A 15,908-nucleotide genomic window follows, 5' to 3' on the forward strand; every position below is an offset into this window, starting at 1 on the left:
GCGCCGCTCCAATAGACCGAAATAGAGAACTCACCGTGACGAGAGCGCTGATGCTGCCCGATACCGCCGCCGCCACGGCGCGACCGGTCGGCCGGTTGACGTCGTCGAGGGCCGAGCGCCTGAGCGAAGGCTGGCCCGAGACGCCACCCGGAGCCGACCCGCTGCCGGGACAGCTCGACCGCTGGCTCGCCTCACGCGGCGCGGAGCTCGTGGCCTTCCGGCGTCACCTGCATGCCCACCCCGAGCTGTCCGGCCAGGAGTTCGAGACCGCCGCGCTGGTCGCCCGGGAGCTCACCCGCGCCGGGCTGTCGCCCCGCCTGCTGCCCAAGGGCAACGGGGTCATGTGTGACATCGGTTACGGCGACCGGGTCATCGCGCTGCGGGCCGACCTCGACGCGCTGCCCCTGCCCGACACCAAGGACGTGCCCTACCGCTCCACCGTCGACAACGTCTGCCACGCGTGCGGTCACGACGTGCACACTACCGTCCTGCTCGGCGTCGGCCTGGCCCTGGCCCAGCTGGCCGAGCGCGGCGAGCTGCCCGGCCGGGTCCGCCTGCTGTTCCAGCCGGCCGAGGAGACCATGCCCTCCGGCGCGCCCGAGGTGATCGCCGCCGGCGGGCTGAAGGACGTCGCCGCGATCTTCGCGCTGCACTGCGCGCCGCAGCTGCCGGTCGGCCTGGTCGGCGTGCGCTCCGGCCCGTTCACCGCGGCCGCCGACAAGATCGAGGTCCGGCTGACCGGCCGCGGCGGGCACACCGCCCGGCCGCACCTGACCGCCGACCTCGTGCACGCCCTCGGCCGCATCCTCGTCGACGTGCCGTCGCTGCTGGACCGCAAGCTCGACGCGCGGGCCGGGGTGTCGATGGTCTGGGGCGCGGTGCGGGCCGGCGAGGCGGCCAACGCGATCCCGATCGAGGGCGTGGCCCGGGGCACCATCCGGGTGCTGAGCCGCGACGCCTGGCGCGACGTCCCCGAGCTGGTCACCAAGCTGGTGCACGACGTCATCGCGCCGACCGGCGCCGACGTCGAGGTCACCTACACCCGCGGCGTCCCGCCGGTGGTCAACGACCGGCTCGCCACGGCGATCATCGCCGGCGCGGCCGGCGCGGCGCTGGGCCCGGAGCGGGTGGTCGAGGCCGAGATCAGCATGGGCGGCGAGGACTTCGCCTTCTACCTCGACAGCGTGCCCGGCTCGATGATCAGGCTCGGCACCGGCGTGCCCGGCGCGGAGACGAAGTTCGACATCCACCAGTCCGCGTTCGACGTCGACGAGCGCGCCATCGGCTACGGCGTGCGGATCATGGTCCACACCGCCCTCGCCGCGCTCAGCGCGGGCGCGTTTTAGACAGACATCCACGCCGGTATGTGGTAACCCGTACCCGTGGTTACCGAGTTGCGGGTCCACGGGGTCCAAGGGTCGCCCGCGGAGGAAGTTCTCGATCGGCCCCTGCTGCACCAGGTGGCCGGTGACAGTGACGCGGGGTTCTTCCGGCCCCGCCCCGAGTACGGCTCCACCACCGGCCCCGGCGGTGCGACCCTGGAGGCCTACCGGTGGGGCAACCTCACCGCCGGCGCCGCCGCCCGGGCGCTGTGGCTGTTGCTGCTGCCGTTCATGTTCGCCAACGTCGCGCTGTGGCTGCGCCCGGACACCCGGCCCGGCCCGCGGGCCGCGGTCCGGGCGCTGACCCGGATCTTCGCGCTGAGCGTGACCGGCTCCTTCGTGCTGTCGTTCGTCGAGATCTCGGTGGACCTCGTCGGCTGGCAGTGCGCGAGCCTCCCGCGCTGCCTCGACGGGCGGCCGTATCTCGGGCTGCTCGCCCACGGCTTCTTCGCCACGACCAGCCGCCGCCTCGCGCTCAGCGCGCTCCTGCCGGCGCTGGTCATCGGGTTCCTGTGGTTCCTCGGCCGGCGCACCTGGGTTCGCTACGAGGCGTTCCAGGTCGACACCGACGGCGACGGCGACGGCCTGGCGCACCCGTGCTTCTGGAACGGCAAGCCGCTGGTGGGCCGGCTGCGCTCGCTGCACATCGCGTTCGCGTTCGGCACGCTCGACGCGATCCTGCTGGGCGTGCTCGTGTCGCACGACCCGCACCCGATCGGCTACACGCTCGCCGGGCTCACCGCGCTGATCCTGGTGGCGTGCGTCGTCGCGGTGACGCTGCCGTCCGTCGTCGACCGGGACGCGCCGGCCCCCTGGGCGCTGCCGTTCACCCGCCTGCTCAGCCACGCCGCGGTGGTGCTCAGCGTGCTCGTGGCCGGCTACGCGCTGCTGGCCCGCGACCCGTGGACCGCCACCGGCCGGATGCCGATCCTCGGCGGCACGGTGACCGTCCTGTTCGCCGTCCAGGTCGTGCTCATGCTGATCCTCGGCGGCGTGGTGCTCGCCAGCCGCCCGTCCGGCACCTTCCTGCAGGGCCTGGCCGGGCCGCTCATCGCCAGCACCGGGCTTGGCGTGGCGGTCGCCTTCTCCGCCGGGCTGTCGTACCGCGTCGCCGACTTCCTCGACCGCCGCGCCCTGCCCTCCTCGGCCGACTACGCGCGGGGGCAGCTGCTGCAGCCGCCGGCCGCCTACGAGTGGGCCGCCGCCGGCTTCGTGCTGCTGATCGTGCTCATCGTGATCGTCGCGCTGGTCGGCGGGCTGCCGCTGGTGCGCCGGCTGCGCCGCGACGCCCGGGCGGTCACCGACGCCGACTTCCCCGGCGACCGCGGGCGCGGTCCGCGGCGGGCCGAGCAGATCGACGTCGCCGTCGCCGACGCCCGGGTGACCGACCACATCGGACAGCTGCTGGTCTGGGTGTTCATCCCCACGGCGATCGCCGCCGTGGTCGCGACGGGCTTCGCGCTGGCCGGGGTGCGCCCGATCCGGCTGGCCGCCTCCGGCTCGGTCACGGCCGAGGTGCTCTCCTTCGTGGTCAACCTCGGCACGTACCTCATCGGGCTGGCCACCCTGGCGCTCGTGCTCATCGGCGTGCTCGCCTACCGGTACCAGCGCTTCCGCCGCATCGTCGGGGTGCTGTGGGACCTCGGCACGTTCTGGCCGCGCGCCGCCCACCCGCTCGCCCCGCCCTGCTACGCCGAGCGGGTCGTGCCGGAGCTGGCCAAGCGCTCCGCGTGGCTGGCCACCGCGCCGGGCGGCGTGATCCTGTCCGGGCACAGCCAGGGCAGCGTGCTCGTCGCCGCGACCGTCCTGCAACTACCGCCGGAGGCACGGGCCCGCACGGCGCTGCTGACCTACGGCTCGCCGTTGCGGCGGTTGTACGCCCGGCTCTTCCCCGCCTACGTCAACGACAAGGTCCTCGAGCAGGCCGGCGCGGTGCTGACCCGGCCCCAGACGGAGCCGGGCCAGCACACCCCCCGTTGGGTCAACCTGTGGCGGGACACGGACCCCATCGGCGGACCGGTGGAGTCGGACACGGCGCGCGACGTGCGCCTGGCCGACCCGCCGGGCTTCGACATGCAGCCCGGCGACACGGTGTTCCCCAAGGTTGACGGTCATGGCGCCTACCAGCAGCGGCCGGAGTTCGGCGCGGTGATCAGCGAGCTGATGCAGGACCTGACGGACCTTCCTCCGCAGGATCCGGCCGAGGCCCGGCCGCAGCCTCCGGTGCCCGCCTAGACTCCGCCCCTGCCCCCGCCGCCGGGTCCGAAACCGCGGCCGCCCCGGGCTCCCCCGGTTCATCCGCCGGGGGACGGGCGGGCGGCGCGGAGACCGGCGGCTGCGGCCGCGGCGGGAACGGGCCACCCGGCGGCGGGAACGCACCGGCGGCGACCGGGGCGGCCGGCACGAGCCCGCCCGGCACGGGACGGACCGGGCGCGGGTGTGTCCGGCGGTACCGCCGGGGAAGCCAGACGATCAGGAAGATCGGCAGGCCGACGAAGACCAGCCAGGGCAGCAGCCAGCCGAGCACCGTCAGCGCGACGCGCAGCGACGCCACGAAGGCCTTCCAGCCGTTGCGCAGGCCGACCGTGATGCCGGTATCCTCTTCGGACACCACCGGGGCCTCGGGGCCGCGCAGCACCACGGTGATGGTGGACAGCGCGGTCAGGCCGTCCAGCCGCCGCTTGCGCGCCTGCAGCGACTCCAGGTCGGACTCGCGCCGGGACAGCTCCGACTCCAGCGACGTGATCTCGCCGATCGTCTGCGCCTTGGCCATCAGCGCCCGGATGCGCTCGACGCTGGCCTGCGCGGTCTGGATCCGCGAGTCGACGTCGGCGACCTGGTCGGTGACGTCCTGCGCGGAGAGTTGCCGGCTCTCCTCCTCGCCGAGGGTCTTGCTGAGCGCGTCCAGGGTGGCCTGGAACTTCGCGGCCGGCACCCGCAGCGTGATCGTGCCGGTCGAGCTCTGGCCGTTGATCTGGCGGTTGTCGGCGCCGATGAAGCCGCCCGCGCCGGTGGCCAGCGCGATCGCCTGGGCGGCGGCCGCGTTGACGTCCTTGACCCGCACGGTCATCGTGCCCGAGTAGATGATCGCCCGGTCCTGCGTGTCGATATTGTCCGGTACCTGCTGCTGCGTGCCCGAGCCCTGGGCGGTGTTGCCTTGCGGGTTGCCCTCGAGCTTGTTGTCCATGGCGGGCCCGGCGCCGGCGTCGCCCTGGGCCGGCACGGCCCCCTCGGGCGCGGCCTGTTTACTGCTGGGCGCCGAGTCGCTGCTGCTCGATCCGCAGCCGCTCAGCGCGAGCACCACGGCGGTGGCCGCCGCCGCGATGAACACGGTGGTGCGCCTGACTGACATGACGCCTCCTGGGTAGGGTCGATCCGGAAGCCGGTCGGGTCGCGGTAGTGCCTTTCGGACGCGAGCGGGTACCGCCGCGGTTCCACCCCGCCGGGTCACGGTTCTGCCACGAGGAGGTCACCGGATGCGCATCACGAAGTACACGCACGCCTGTCTCCGCCTGGAGCACGGCGGCGGGGTGCTGGTGATCGACCCCGGCGTGTTCAGCGAGCCCGAGGCCCTCGACGGCGCCGACGCCGTCCTCATCACCCACGAGCACATGGACCACGTCGACGTCGACCGGCTGCGCGCCGCGGCGCACCGGCACGAGCTGACCGTCCACACGCACCCCGACGTGGAGGCGCTGCTGACCGACCTCGATGCGGACGTCTACGGGGTCAGGCCGGGCGACTCGTTCGTCGCGGCCGGCATGACCGTGCGCGCCCACGGCGGGCAGCACGCGATCATCCACGCCGACATCCCGCGGATCGTCAACGTCGGGTTCGTCATCGACTCGCCGGACGGGACCATCTACCACCCGGGCGACGCGTTCCACGTGCCGGACGAGGCCGTCGCGACCCTGTTCGTGCCGGTCTCCGCGCCGTGGCTCAAGCTCGCCGAGGCGATCGACTTCACCCGCTCGGTCAAGCCGGAGCGGGCCTTCGCCCTGCACGACAGCCTGCTCGTGGAGGCGGGCCAGCAGATGGTGACCGGGCACATGACGCGGCTGTCGGGCACGCAGTACACGCGGCTTGACCCCGGTACCACCATCTGATTTGTAGCGGGTATGGAGGATGCGCTCTCGGCCGTCACGGCCCGGCTCTACTCGGCGTCGCCGGAGGAGTTCATCGCGTTGCGTGCCGAGGAGGTCGCCAAGGCCCGGCAGGCCCGCGACACCGCGCTCGCTGCGGCCATCGGCAAGCTGCGCAAGCCCACGGTCGCGGCGTGGCTGGTCAACCGGCTCGCGCACGAGCGGCCGGACCTCGTCGGCGAGCTGCTCACGCTGGCCGAGCAGCTGCGCACCGCCCAGCGCGAGCTGCGCGGCGCCGAGCTGCGGGAGCTGTCGACGCGGCGCCGGGCCACGGTCTCCGCGCTGGCTCGCGAGGCCACCCGGCTGGCCGGACCGGCGCGGGGCGGCAACCTGCCGGTGGCCGAGGTCGAGGCCACCCTGGCCGCGGCGCTCGCGGATCCCGAGGTCGCTTCGGCGGTACGCCAGGGAAACCTGACAAAGGCCCTGGAATACACCGGATTCGGCGAGACGCCCCGCCCCAACCTGCGGCTCGTGCACGGCGGACCGTCGACCGTCACGCCGATCCGTTCGGCACCGGACGAGAGCGAGCGCGAGCGGCGCGCCGAGGCCCGGCGCCGCGAGGACGAGCGTCGCAAGGCCGAGGAGGAGCACGCCCGGTCGGTGAAGCAGGCGCGCAAGGAGCTGATGACCGCGCTGCAGCAGCTCTCCGACGCCGAGACCGCCAAGGCCGAGGCCGAGCGCGCCGTGGTGTCCGCCGGCAAGGCCGTCCGCCAGGCCGAGAAGCGGGTGAAGCTGGCCCAGGACGCCCTGGCCGACCTCGGCTGAACCGCCCGTCCCGTCGCGCGCATGGTTAGTCCTCGAACGAGTGCCTTCACCGTGATCCCGGCGGGAGGGCAGAATGACGCGGGTGACACCCGAGCAGGCGGCCGCGGCGGCGAAGCAGGCGGTGCTGGTCCTGGGCAGCGCCTTCAGCGACGACCCCAAGACCATGCGCCGCGCCCGCCAGATCGGCCTGACCGGCTGGGCCTTCTACGTCGCCGGCCGGGGCGGCGCCCTGGGCGACGTGCGCGCCGACACGGTGGCCGCGGCGCTGGGCTTCATCGCGCCCGAGGCCGTGCAGGACGGCTGGGACGCGGCCCGCAAGGTCGCCCCGCCCGAGCAGATCGCCGCCGACAACCTCGACGAGTGCTGCCGCTGGGGCCGCGAGCACCTGGAGAGCTTCTACGCCCTGCCGAAGCTCGTCGAGCTCGCCGAGCGGGTCGTGGTCAGCGCCGAGACGGCCGGGATGCCGCTGTTCGCGGCCTGGCGGGCAATGCCGCTGCCGGACGACTCCCCGGGCGCCCGCGCCGCCGTCCTGGCCCACCTGCTGCGCGAGCACCGCGGCGCGGCCCACCTGCTGGCCGTGCGGGCCAGCGGCCTGACCCCGCTGGAGGCGATCATCGCCGGCCCGGAGGGAGAGTCGGGCGCGACGGCGTTCGGGTGGCAGCCGCCGTACCCGGCCTACGAGCCCCTGGTCCGCCGCCGCAGCTGGGCCGAGGCGCTGACGGACCGCATCGCCGGCGAGGCCTTCCGCTCCCTGAACACCTCCGAGCGGATCGAGCTGGTCAACCTGCTTGACGCGGCCGTCATCTCGGTCAAGGACGCGCTGCCGTCCTGAGTGGTGAGGTTCGTCGCATGGAGTTGGCGGGACTGCCCGGGTGGACGGTGCGGGGCTGCACCCTGCACGACGTGGCCGCGATCCTGTCCGTGACGCGATCCAGCGATGTGGCCGCGCTCGGCGAGCCGGACTGGACCGAGGACGAGGTCGTGGCGACGCTGACCGCGCCCAACCAGGACCCCGCCCACGACTGCTGGCTCGCCCTGGACCCGTCCGGGACGCCGCTGGCCTGGGCCTATGTTGACAATCCGGCGGGGGGTACCCGGGACAACGTGGAGGTCTACGCCGCGCCCGGGGCCCACGCCGCCTACGACCCGCTGCTCGACCTCGCCCTGGCGCGCGTCGCCGAGCGGGCCCGGTCGGCCGGGCACCCGTCGGTGACCTTGCGCGCGGGGGCCGTGCCCAGCGAGACCGCGTACATCGCCGCGCTCACCGGCCACGGCTTCGTCTTCCGCAAGCGGCACGCGCGGATGACCCGGGTGCTGACCGGGCCGGAGCGGGCCGGCTCGGGCCCGTCCTCCCTGGTGATCCGCCCGGTGCGGGCCGACGACGAGGCGGAGCTGCGACGATTTCACGCGGTGCTGCAGGCGGCGTTCGCGGACACGCCCGACTTCGAGCCGGTGTCGTTCTCGGCTTGGCGGGCTTCGGTGGCGGCGGCGCCGTCGGTGAGCTTCGACGAGTGGTTTGTATCGGAAATTTCCGGACAAATCGTCGGGGTGTTGCAGTCCTCGGACCAGGCGCTGGACCGCAACGAGGGCTGGGTGAAGAATTTGGCGGTGCTGCGCGAGCACCGCAAGTCGGGCGTCGGGACGGCGCTGCTGCGGACCGCTTTCGCCGCGTATGCGGCGAAGGGCCGCACCTCGGCCGGCCTGGGCGTGGACCTGACCAACCCGACCGGCGCCTACAGCCTCTACACGTCCGCCGGCATGGCCGTTGCCTTCGCCGCCGACATGTTCGAACGCTCCGTCCTGGCCACTTTTCCATGATCGCGTTTTCCGTGATCGCGGAGACTTGTGGCCGTTTTGTGGGCAACACCCGCCCGCCGCACGCGCTGATCCGGGCCGGGTGCCGGGTTTGCCCTATTTGTCCGGACTTGTCCCGCTACGGTCGCTCGGTCCACCGCGGCCGGCGCGGTTAGGGCATCGCGGTCTTGGTGGGGCGGGCGCGCAATGCGTCCAGGTAGTCGGCCGGGGCGCCGGCCTTCGCGGCGGCGTTGGCGATCTCGGCCAGATACCACGCGGTGGGCAGGCCGCCCTCGTAGCCGTTGAACACATACACCCAGGCGGTCTCCTCGCCGTCCAGGGTGGCCACGCGCAGGTGGAGCTTGCGGTATGTGCCGGCCAAGGCGCCCTCGACCTCGTCGAGTTGCTTCTCGTCGTTGGGGTGCACGTCGTACAGCGCGACGAAGACCCGGTCGCCAGGGGACTCGACGATCGTGGTGACCGAGCCCTCCCAGCCCAGGACGTCCTCCCCGGCGAAGGTCAGGCGCCAGCCTTCCAGCCAGCCGGTCCCGATCATCGGCGAGTACGGACAGTAGGCCCGCATGCGGGCAGGGTCAAGGTTCGAGCCATACGCGGCGTAATGACGCACGGCGATGACGATAAACCCGACCGGGTGTGCGAGAGAATACTGCACAGCGTGTCGGATTCGGATCCACTCGTCGGCGCGGCATGCGCCGTTCGGGTGGGGCGGCGGGCGATGGCATTCCCGGCGGGGGAGAATACAGGGGGAGAGAGCCTGGGAGGGGTGGCTGGCGTGGGCCGGATCGTGATCATCGGGGGTGGCCCGGCGGGCTACGAGGCGGCCCTGGTCGCCGCGCAACTCGACGCGCAGGTCACCGTGGTCGAGGCCGAAGGCGCAGGTGGTGCCTGCGTGCTGCACGACTGCGTGCCCTCCAAGACGTTCATCGCCAGTTCGTCCGTGGTCACCGCGCACCTCGACACCGAGGCGTTCGGGGTGATCGGGCCGGCAGGGCCGGACGTGCGGGTGGACGGGCCGGCGGTACACAAGCGGGTGAAGCGGCTGGCCGCCGCGCAATCCGGCGATATTCACGCCAAACTGGTCAAGGCCGGGGTCGAGTTCGTCACGGGCACGGCGCGCCTCGGTGAGGATACGCTCGGTCACACTCACGCGGTGCGGGTGACGCCGGCCGATGGTGACGCTGCGTATGTGATCGACGCGTCGACCGTGCTGATCGCGACCGGGGCGACGCCGCGGGTGCTGCCGACCGCGGTGCCCGACGCGGAGCGCATCCTCGACTGGCGCCAGGTGTACGACCTGCCGAAGCTTCCCGAGCGGCTCATCGTGGTCGGCTCGGGCGTGACCGGGGCCGAGTTCGCCTCCGCCTACCTCGCCATGGGCGTCGAGGTGACGCTCGTCTCCAGCCGCGACCGGGTCATGCCGCACGAGGACCCCGACGCCGCCATGGCGATCGAGCGGGTCTTCCGCACCCGTGGCATGACGATCCTCAACAACTCGCGCGCCGCGGCCGCCCGGCGCACCGCGGACGGCGTCGTGGTCGAGCTGGCCGACGGGCGCACCGTCGAGGGCTCCCACGTGTTGATGGCGGTGGGTTCGGTACCGCAAACCAAGCCCCTCGGCCTCACCGAGTACGGCGTCGAGATCGCGCCCGGCGGCTACGTGCACGTCGACCGGGTCTCGCGCACCAACGTCCCCGGCATCTACGCCGCCGGCGACTGCACCGGCCTGCTCCCGCTCGCCAGCGTCGCCGCCATGCAGGGCCGCATCGCCATGTGGCACGCGCTCGGCGAGGCGGTCGCCCCGCTGAAGCTCAGCACGGTCGCCGCCAACGTGTTCACCGATCCGGAGCTCGCCTCGGTCGGCATCACGCAGTCCGACATCGACGGCGGCCGGGTCCCGGCCCGGGCGGTCATGCTCCCGCTGGCCGGCAACGCGCGGGCCAAGATGGACGGCATCGAGGACGGGTTCGTGAAGATCTTCTGCCGGCCGGCCTCCGGCCAGGTCGTCGGCGGCGTGGTGGTGGCCCCGAAGGCGAGCGAGCTGATCATGCCGATCGCGATGGCGGTGGAGAACCACCTGAGCGTCGACCAGCTGGCCCACACGATCACGATCTACCCGTCGGTGTCCGGCTCGATCGCCGAGGCGGCCCGCCAGCTCATGCAGCACGAGCAGGACTAGGCGGGGCGTTCGGCCGTCGACCCGGTTTGTCCACATTGGACCCGTGGGGCAAAAACTGTCGTACCCCGCGTCTACGATCCCCGATGTATCGCGCCGCCTCGGCGGCCGTTCACGGGGAGGAACAATTCCATGAGACGCACCGCATCGGCGTTGCTGGCGGCCACCGTCGCCGCGGCCACGGTGGTGTTGGCCACCGGGCAGGCCGCCCACGCCGGCATGTCGGCTGCCAATCTGCCGCGGCTGAGCTGGGCCTATGTCGACTCCGCCAGCCCGAAGACGAAGGTCGTCGACGCCACGGTCGCACCGCCGGTCGGCACCATCGCCGCCGCCGGCAAGGCGCACACCTACCGTTCCTACTTCACCTACGACCTGTCCAGCCTGAAGGGCCAGGTCGTGCACACCTCCTACCTTTACACCAACGAGGACACGGTCACGGACTGCTCGTCGGCCACCACGATCGAGGTCTGGCGGACGGCGCCGGTGCGCGACAACACCAGCTGGAAGAATCCGCCGAAGGAGCTGGAGCGGCTGGCCCAGGTCAATCGGGGCGCCGGCGGCTACTACTGCCCCGGCTATCTGGGCATCGACATGGTTGCGCAGCTCAACGCGGCGATCGCCCGGCACGACAAGTCGATCACGGTTGAGTACCGGATCGCGGCGGCTCAGGAGGGCGACGTCCACACCGGACGCACCTTCGAGCAGCCGACGTTGAGCTCGTTCAGCAACCACCCGCCGGTCGCCAGCAAGCCGCGGTTGGTCAACCCGGACCGGCCCTGCGGCACGCCGGAGAAGCCGTCGCCGGCGGCCGCGCAGGCGGCGCTCACCGTCGATGCCACCGACGCCGACGCCGGCGACTTCGTCTCCGTCACCTACGCGGTGTGGCCGGTGGACCACCCCGACCAGCGGCGGGAGCTCGGCGGCGGCTACGGCACGGTGGACCTCAGCCAATACGACACCGGCACGGTGCTGGGCTGGCAGGCGCGCGGGTATGACTACACCGACTACGGCGCGTGGAGCAAAACCTGCTACGTGGTGATGGACAAGCAGCGTCCGCACCCGCCGGCGGTCGCCTCGAAGCTGTATCCGGAAGGGTATGTGCAGAGCGGCGGTCAGGGCATCAAGGGCCGGTTCCGGCTCGACGCCGACGGCGAGACCGACGTCATCGGGTTCAGCTGGCGCGACTGGTCCGGCCGCTACGGGACCGTCGACGCCCACCACGGCTCGGCGGTGCTGGAGTTCACTCCCGACCGCTCGGGCCCCAACGACCTGTATGTTCGCTCGATCGACGCCGCGGGCAACTACGGCGATGAGACGGACTACCGGTTCTGGGTGGCGGCGACGGCGCCGTGGGCCGGCATCGACGTCGCCGGCGTCGGGCTGACCAGCCACATCTCGCTGCGGGCGGCCGGTCAGACCACGCCCGCCTCGTTCGGCTACCTGGTCGAGGGCGGCACCGAGACCCGGGTGCCCGCGGTCGACGGCAAGGCGACCGGCGACATCGTCTTCACCGAGCCCGGTTATCTGGCCGTCCACGTGCGTAGCTACGCGAAGAACGGCAAGCTGATCGGCGAGGACGTGCTGCACGTGCAGGTCAGCGACGCGCCCGACGTGCAGTCGGCCGAGTTCAACCTGGAGCGATCCGCCATCGAGGGCGACACCGGCTCGTTCACGTTCCGGCCGCGCAGCAACGATGTCGTGGCCTACGCCTACGACTTCGGCCAAGGCGAGCAGCGCATCCCGGCCGGCGCGGACGGCTCCGCCGTGCTGAGCTGGACGGCCGAGCCGGCGGGCTGGAAGTATCTGCGGGTCCAGTCCGTCCGCGCCGACGGCGGGCTGTCGCAGGAGAACTACTACCAGTTCGACGTGATCGACCCGCATCCCACGGTGTATACGTCGCAGCTGGGGACGATCGCCGACGGGCCCGGCCTGCCGCTGGGCTTCTACCTGTTCAGCCGGCTGGCGGGCGCCTACGGCTTCGCATACACGCTCAACGACGGTCCGGAGCAGACCGCGGACAGCTTCGGCGGCTCCGCCGACATCACCGTCGTGCCGCGGCTGGGCGACAACACCCTCGTGGTCCGGGCGCTGCTGCCCGACGGGAAGCGGTCACCGTCCACCACGTTTACGTGGCAGCCGGACACCGCGCCGATCGTCACCTCCGACCCGGACCCGGGCGCCATGGACCACCCGACCACGCTGACGTTCCGCTCGGTCCTGCCGAACACCAAGGAGTTCCACTACACGATCAACTGGGGCGAGGTGACCGGCGTCGTGGCCGCCGAGCCCGACGGCACGGCCACCGTGCAGTTCACGGCGCACAGCAACACCAGCCTCTCCGTCGCCGTGCGCAGCGTCGACACCGACGGTGTGGAGTCGCCGGAGCGCACGCGGTTCTGGAGCCTGCGCACGACGCACGTCGATGTCTACAGTTCCTACAGCGAGTACTGGACCAGCGGTGGTCTGGGCGTGCCCGGGACGGTCACGTTCCGCACCGAGTATGAGCCGGAGACCACCGAATTCGTCTACAGGCTCAACGACGGCCCCGAGACCAGCACGCCGGCCGACCCGGAGGCGTTCGGCACGACGGTCACCCTCATCCCCGACCGCAACGGCCTCAACACCCTGACCGTCCGCGGCCGCACGGCCACGGGTGAGCTCTCCCTGCCCACCGAGTTCAACTTCCTGGTCGGCGCCCTGCCCTACGTGACGTCGCAGGAATATCCGAGAGGCACCTGGTCCGGCGGCGCCGGCGTCGAGGGCCGCTTCGAGGCCAGCGGCGGCCTGCCCGGCGTGACGTCGTTCGACTTCACCTTCGACGATGCCGCCCCGATCACCGTCCAAACCGACAGCCAGGGCCACGCCGCCGCAACCTGGACCCCCGAAGCCCCAGCCACCGTCCACCTCCTCAAGGTCGTGGGCCACACGGCCGACGGCACCCCCACCGAAACCTCCTACTACGACATCTACGTCAGCCCATAACCCCAACCCCAGCCCCGGCGGGGGCCGGGCCCAACCCCAGCCCCGGCGGGGGCCGGGCCCAACCCCAGCCCCGGCGGGGGCCGGGCCCAACCCCAGCCCCGGCGGGGGCCGGGCCCAACCCCAGCCCCGGCCGGGCCGGGCCGCAACCCCAGCCCCGGCCGGGCCGCAACCCCTGCCCCGGCTGGGCTGGGCTGGGCTGGGCTGGGCTGGGCTGGACCCGGCTGGGCTGGGCTGGGCCCCAACCCCCGCCCCGGCCGGGCCGGGCCCCAACCCAGCCCGGCCGGGATGGCGCACCCAGGGCCGTATGCTGCCGGCTTAACCTTGATCCACCGACGCGTCTGCCGCGTGGCTTGAACCACCTGGGCGCCGCGATCAGCACCCCGGACGCGGCGCCGGCGACCTGGCCCGCGATCCGGTTGCACCCGTCGGTGTCCGGCTCGATCGCCGAGGCAGCCCGCCGGCGTCGATCTCGCCGATGCCGACCGTCACGGCGGCGTCGGCTCATGCAGCACCAGCAGGACTGAAGCCCGCCGGTTCAGGGCGGCACGAGCGGGACTACAGCCCGCCGGCTGCCGGCCGGCATGACGGCCATGTGGTGCCTGACCTGCGCGTCCCAACGCTTGGCGGGGCGCGGTTGGCGATCACGTCTCACCCGCCGGGCGCTGGCCGCTGTGGACCACGGCACACCGGCCGGAAGTCTCCGCGATCATGCGCAACTGGCCCCGACACCAACGGTTTTTCATGATCACGGAGCGCTGATGTACCCCCGTGTACCACAAGTCTCCGGGATCATGAAAAACCCGTGGTGCGGCCACCGCGGGCAGCATGATCACGGAGACATACATCCGCCCCGGGCCGCCGCGCCACGTCGGGGGCGGGCGGGGCGGATGACCGCGGTGCTCCCGCCGGCGGCCATCGACGCCCAGCCCGCGGCGCCGCCCGACATGAACCAGCAAGATCAGGCGCCACCCGCGTACACCATGCCAGCGGACGCGGCCGCGGGACTGAAGCCCGCCGGTTCAGGGCAGCGCGAGCGGGACTGAAGCCCGCCGGTTCAGGGCAGCGCGAGCGGGACTGAAGCCCGCCGGTTCAGGGCAGCGCGAGCGGGACTGAAGCCCGCCGGTTCAGGGCAGCGCGAGCGGGACTGAAGCCCGCCGGTTCAGGGCAGCGCGAGCAGGACTGAAGCCCGCTGGCTCAGGGCAGCACGAGCGGAACTCAAGCAGCAGGGGGATCAGGGGATCTCGCGGAAGATGCCGCGGGCGTAGTCGGCGACCGCGGCGCGGGTGACGGTGGCCTCGATCGGTAGCGACTCCAGGCAGCGGCGCAGCGCCTCGGTCAGCAGCGGGCGCGGCACGCGCATGGCGACGGTGGAGTGCGGGACCCACTCGCCCGGGGTGTAGAGCGGTAGCGACGCCATCCCGGCCGCGTCGAGGAGGCCCCACACGCGGGCCTGGTGCTCGATGAGCTGCGGGGTCGGCGCCGGGCCGAGGAACAGCACCCGGCCGACGAAGACGCCCGCGAACTGGAAGTTTATCCGCAGCGGCGGGGCGACCCGGACGCTGGCGAGGGCGTCGGCCACCACGGACGGATCCAGCTCGCGGGCCACGGTCAGGGCGACGTGCGGGCGGTGCCGTCCGTCGTGCGGGGTGCGCAGCGACTGCACGCCGAGCTCCTCCAGTTGGTCCCACAGTACCCGGATGCGCCGCGAGGCGCGCTCGTCGAGGTACATCTCAACCGAAGCGACCATCAGGTGGCCTTTTGGCAGCGCGGGCACCAGTAGGCGTTGCGGGCGTTGAGCACCGCCGTCTGCACCGGGGAGGCGCAGACCAGGCAGGGTTGTCCGGTGCGGCGGTACACGTAGACCTCGCCGCCGTGGCGGTCCACCCGCGGCGCGCGGCCCATCGCCTCCGGCGTGTGTGCACTGTGGACGGTGTCGATGCGGCCTTCCAGCACGCCCGCGCGCATCAGTGTGCGCAGGTCGTGCCAGATGGCTAGCCACTGCGGGCGGGTGAGCGCCTTGCCGGGCGCGGTCGGCGGCAGGCCGGCCCGGAACAGTGCCTCGGTGACGTAGATGAGCCCGGCGCCGGCCACCACGGACTGGTCCATGAGCAGCGCCATGAGCGGGCGCCCCGATTTTTCGATGATGTGGTACGCCGGGTCGCCGTTGCTGTCCTCGTCGAGCGGGTCCGGCCCGAGGCGGGCGTGCAGGGCGTCCAGCTGGGCCGGGTCGAGCACCTCGCAGGCGGCCGGCCCGCGCAGGTCGAGCCAGCGCTCGGCGTTGGCCATCCGCATCCGGACCTCGCCGACCGGCGCGGGGGCGTCGCCGTCGCCGTCGCTGAACTTGCCGTAGAGGCCGAGGTGGACGTGCACCGTCGCGCCGCCGGCGTAGTGGTGGAACAGGTGCTTGCCGTGCGCCGAGGTGTCCTCGAGCACGCGCCCGTCGACGCGCGCCGCGTCCGTGGCGAAGCGGCCCTGCGGGCTGGTGACCGCGGCCGGGCGGCCGGCGAAGAGCTTGCGGTGCCGCTCGGCGAGGCGGTGGATGGTGTGACCTTCGGGCACCGAACGTTTATACCCGGCCGCCCGCGCGAACGGCGCGCTATTGTTGCGTCATGAGTCGCAGCGCACTGTCCACGACGACGCCGGGCCTTC

13 protein-coding genes are annotated in these 15,908 nt (G+C 72.7%); 9 read left to right on the plus strand and 4 right to left on the minus strand.

Translation table 11 applies throughout. The annotated features are described in order from the left end of the window. Positions 1 to 50 precede the first annotated feature (50 nt). Entirely contained in the window at positions 51 to 1,346 is a 1,296-nt protein-coding gene (locus tag ACQPXD_RS04290) for an amidohydrolase (protein ID WP_432843628.1), read from the plus strand. 36 nt (positions 1,347 to 1,382) lie between these two features. Beyond that, positions 1,383 to 3,617 (plus strand): hypothetical protein, encoded by a 2,235-nt coding sequence (locus tag ACQPXD_RS04295; RefSeq protein WP_432835022.1) that lies wholly within the window; start codon positions 1,383 to 1,385, stop codon positions 3,615 to 3,617. Here the strand turns inward: ACQPXD_RS04295 and ACQPXD_RS04300 are convergent. Then, positions 3,535 to 4,734 carry a DUF4349 domain-containing protein gene (locus ACQPXD_RS04300; protein WP_432835024.1) on the minus strand — a complete coding sequence of 400 codons (1,200 nt, stop codon included), beginning with the start codon at positions 4,732 to 4,734 and terminating at the stop codon, positions 3,535 to 3,537. The genes ACQPXD_RS04295 and ACQPXD_RS04300 overlap by 83 nt on opposite strands. A gap of 124 nt (positions 4,735 to 4,858) precedes the next feature. Here ACQPXD_RS04300 and ACQPXD_RS04305 point away from each other — a divergent pair, with 124 nt between their 5' ends. From ACQPXD_RS04305 to ACQPXD_RS04320, 4 genes are all read left to right on the plus strand, one after another. Then, positions 4,859 to 5,488 carry an MBL fold metallo-hydrolase gene (locus tag ACQPXD_RS04305; RefSeq protein WP_432835025.1) on the plus strand — a complete coding sequence of 210 codons (630 nt, stop codon included), beginning with the start codon at positions 4,859 to 4,861 and terminating at the stop codon, positions 5,486 to 5,488. Between the two features lie 12 nt (positions 5,489 to 5,500). Continuing rightward, entirely contained in the window at positions 5,501 to 6,289 is a 789-nt protein-coding gene (locus tag ACQPXD_RS04310) for a hypothetical protein (RefSeq protein WP_432835027.1), read from the plus strand. Positions 6,290 to 6,371: 82 nt separating this feature from the next. After that, positions 6,372 to 7,121, plus strand: a complete 750-nt coding sequence (locus ACQPXD_RS04315) for an SCO6745 family protein (protein ID WP_432835029.1) — start codon at positions 6,372 to 6,374, stop codon at positions 7,119 to 7,121. A gap of 17 nt (positions 7,122 to 7,138) precedes the next feature. After that, entirely contained in the window at positions 7,139 to 8,107 is a 969-nt protein-coding gene (locus tag ACQPXD_RS04320) for a GNAT family N-acetyltransferase (protein ID WP_432835031.1), read from the plus strand. A 148-nt stretch (positions 8,108 to 8,255) separates the two neighbouring features. Here ACQPXD_RS04320 and ACQPXD_RS04325 read toward each other — a convergent pair whose 3' ends face one another. Further along, positions 8,256 to 8,711: a gamma-glutamylcyclotransferase family protein gene (locus tag ACQPXD_RS04325; protein ID WP_345124357.1), complete on the minus strand. Its 456-nt coding sequence runs from the start codon at positions 8,709 to 8,711 to the stop codon at positions 8,256 to 8,258. Positions 8,712 to 8,876: 165 nt separating this feature from the next. Between ACQPXD_RS04325 and ACQPXD_RS04330 the strand changes: the two genes are divergently transcribed. The 3 genes from ACQPXD_RS04330 to ACQPXD_RS04340 all read left to right on the plus strand — a co-directional run bounded on the left by ACQPXD_RS04330 (position 8,877) and on the right by ACQPXD_RS04340 (position 14,302). Beyond that, the gene (locus tag ACQPXD_RS04330) at positions 8,877 to 10,280 is read left to right on the plus strand and encodes an NAD(P)H-quinone dehydrogenase (RefSeq protein ID WP_432835033.1); all 1,404 of its coding nucleotides are present in this window, start codon (positions 8,877 to 8,879) and stop codon (positions 10,278 to 10,280) included. Between the two features lie 129 nt (positions 10,281 to 10,409). Next, entirely contained in the window at positions 10,410 to 13,259 is a 2,850-nt protein-coding gene (locus ACQPXD_RS04335; RefSeq protein WP_432835035.1) for a hypothetical protein, read from the plus strand. Between the two features lie 887 nt (positions 13,260 to 14,146). Next, positions 14,147 to 14,302, plus strand: coding sequence for a hypothetical protein (locus ACQPXD_RS04340; protein ID WP_432835037.1), 156 nt, complete (start codon positions 14,147 to 14,149; stop codon positions 14,300 to 14,302). A gap of 188 nt (positions 14,303 to 14,490) precedes the next feature. On the opposite strand, the gene ACQPXD_RS04345 is transcribed toward ACQPXD_RS04340, so the two are convergent. Together ACQPXD_RS04345 and ACQPXD_RS04350 are read right to left on the minus strand one after the other, a co-directional pair. Continuing rightward, positions 14,491 to 15,006 (minus strand): 2'-5' RNA ligase family protein, encoded by a 516-nt coding sequence (locus ACQPXD_RS04345; RefSeq protein WP_432835039.1) that lies wholly within the window; start codon positions 15,004 to 15,006, stop codon positions 14,491 to 14,493. After that, positions 15,006 to 15,818, minus strand: a complete 813-nt coding sequence (locus ACQPXD_RS04350; RefSeq protein ID WP_432835041.1) for an Fpg/Nei family DNA glycosylase — start codon at positions 15,816 to 15,818, stop codon at positions 15,006 to 15,008. Before ACQPXD_RS04350 ends, ACQPXD_RS04345 begins: the two co-directional genes overlap by 1 nt. Positions 15,819 to 15,908 lie beyond the last annotated feature (90 nt).

It is taken from the genome of Dactylosporangium sp. CA-092794 (assembly GCF_050948465.1).
GTDB lineage: Bacteria > Actinomycetota > Actinomycetes > Mycobacteriales > Micromonosporaceae > Dactylosporangium.

Excerpts from the sequence above, each read along its gene's own strand:
- ACQPXD_RS04290 (WP_432843628.1), top strand. The coding sequence starts at position 51 with ATGCTGCCCGATACCGCCGCCGCCACGGCGCGACCGGTCGGCCGGTTG.
- ACQPXD_RS04300 (WP_432835024.1), bottom strand. The coding sequence starts at position 4,734 with ATGTCAGTCAGGCGCACCACCGTGTTCATCGCGGCGGCGGCCACCGCC.
- ACQPXD_RS04305 (WP_432835025.1), top strand. The coding sequence starts at position 4,859 with ATGCGCATCACGAAGTACACGCACGCCTGTCTCCGCCTGGAGCACGGC.
- ACQPXD_RS04310 (WP_432835027.1), top strand. The coding sequence starts at position 5,501 with ATGGAGGATGCGCTCTCGGCCGTCACGGCCCGGCTCTACTCGGCGTCG.
- ACQPXD_RS04320 (WP_432835031.1), top strand. The coding sequence starts at position 7,139 with ATGGAGTTGGCGGGACTGCCCGGGTGGACGGTGCGGGGCTGCACCCTG.
- ACQPXD_RS04335 (WP_432835035.1), top strand. The coding sequence starts at position 10,410 with ATGAGACGCACCGCATCGGCGTTGCTGGCGGCCACCGTCGCCGCGGCC.
- ACQPXD_RS04340 (WP_432835037.1), top strand. The coding sequence starts at position 14,147 with ATGACCGCGGTGCTCCCGCCGGCGGCCATCGACGCCCAGCCCGCGGCG.
- ACQPXD_RS04345 (WP_432835039.1), bottom strand. The coding sequence starts at position 15,006 with ATGGTCGCTTCGGTTGAGATGTACCTCGACGAGCGCGCCTCGCGGCGC.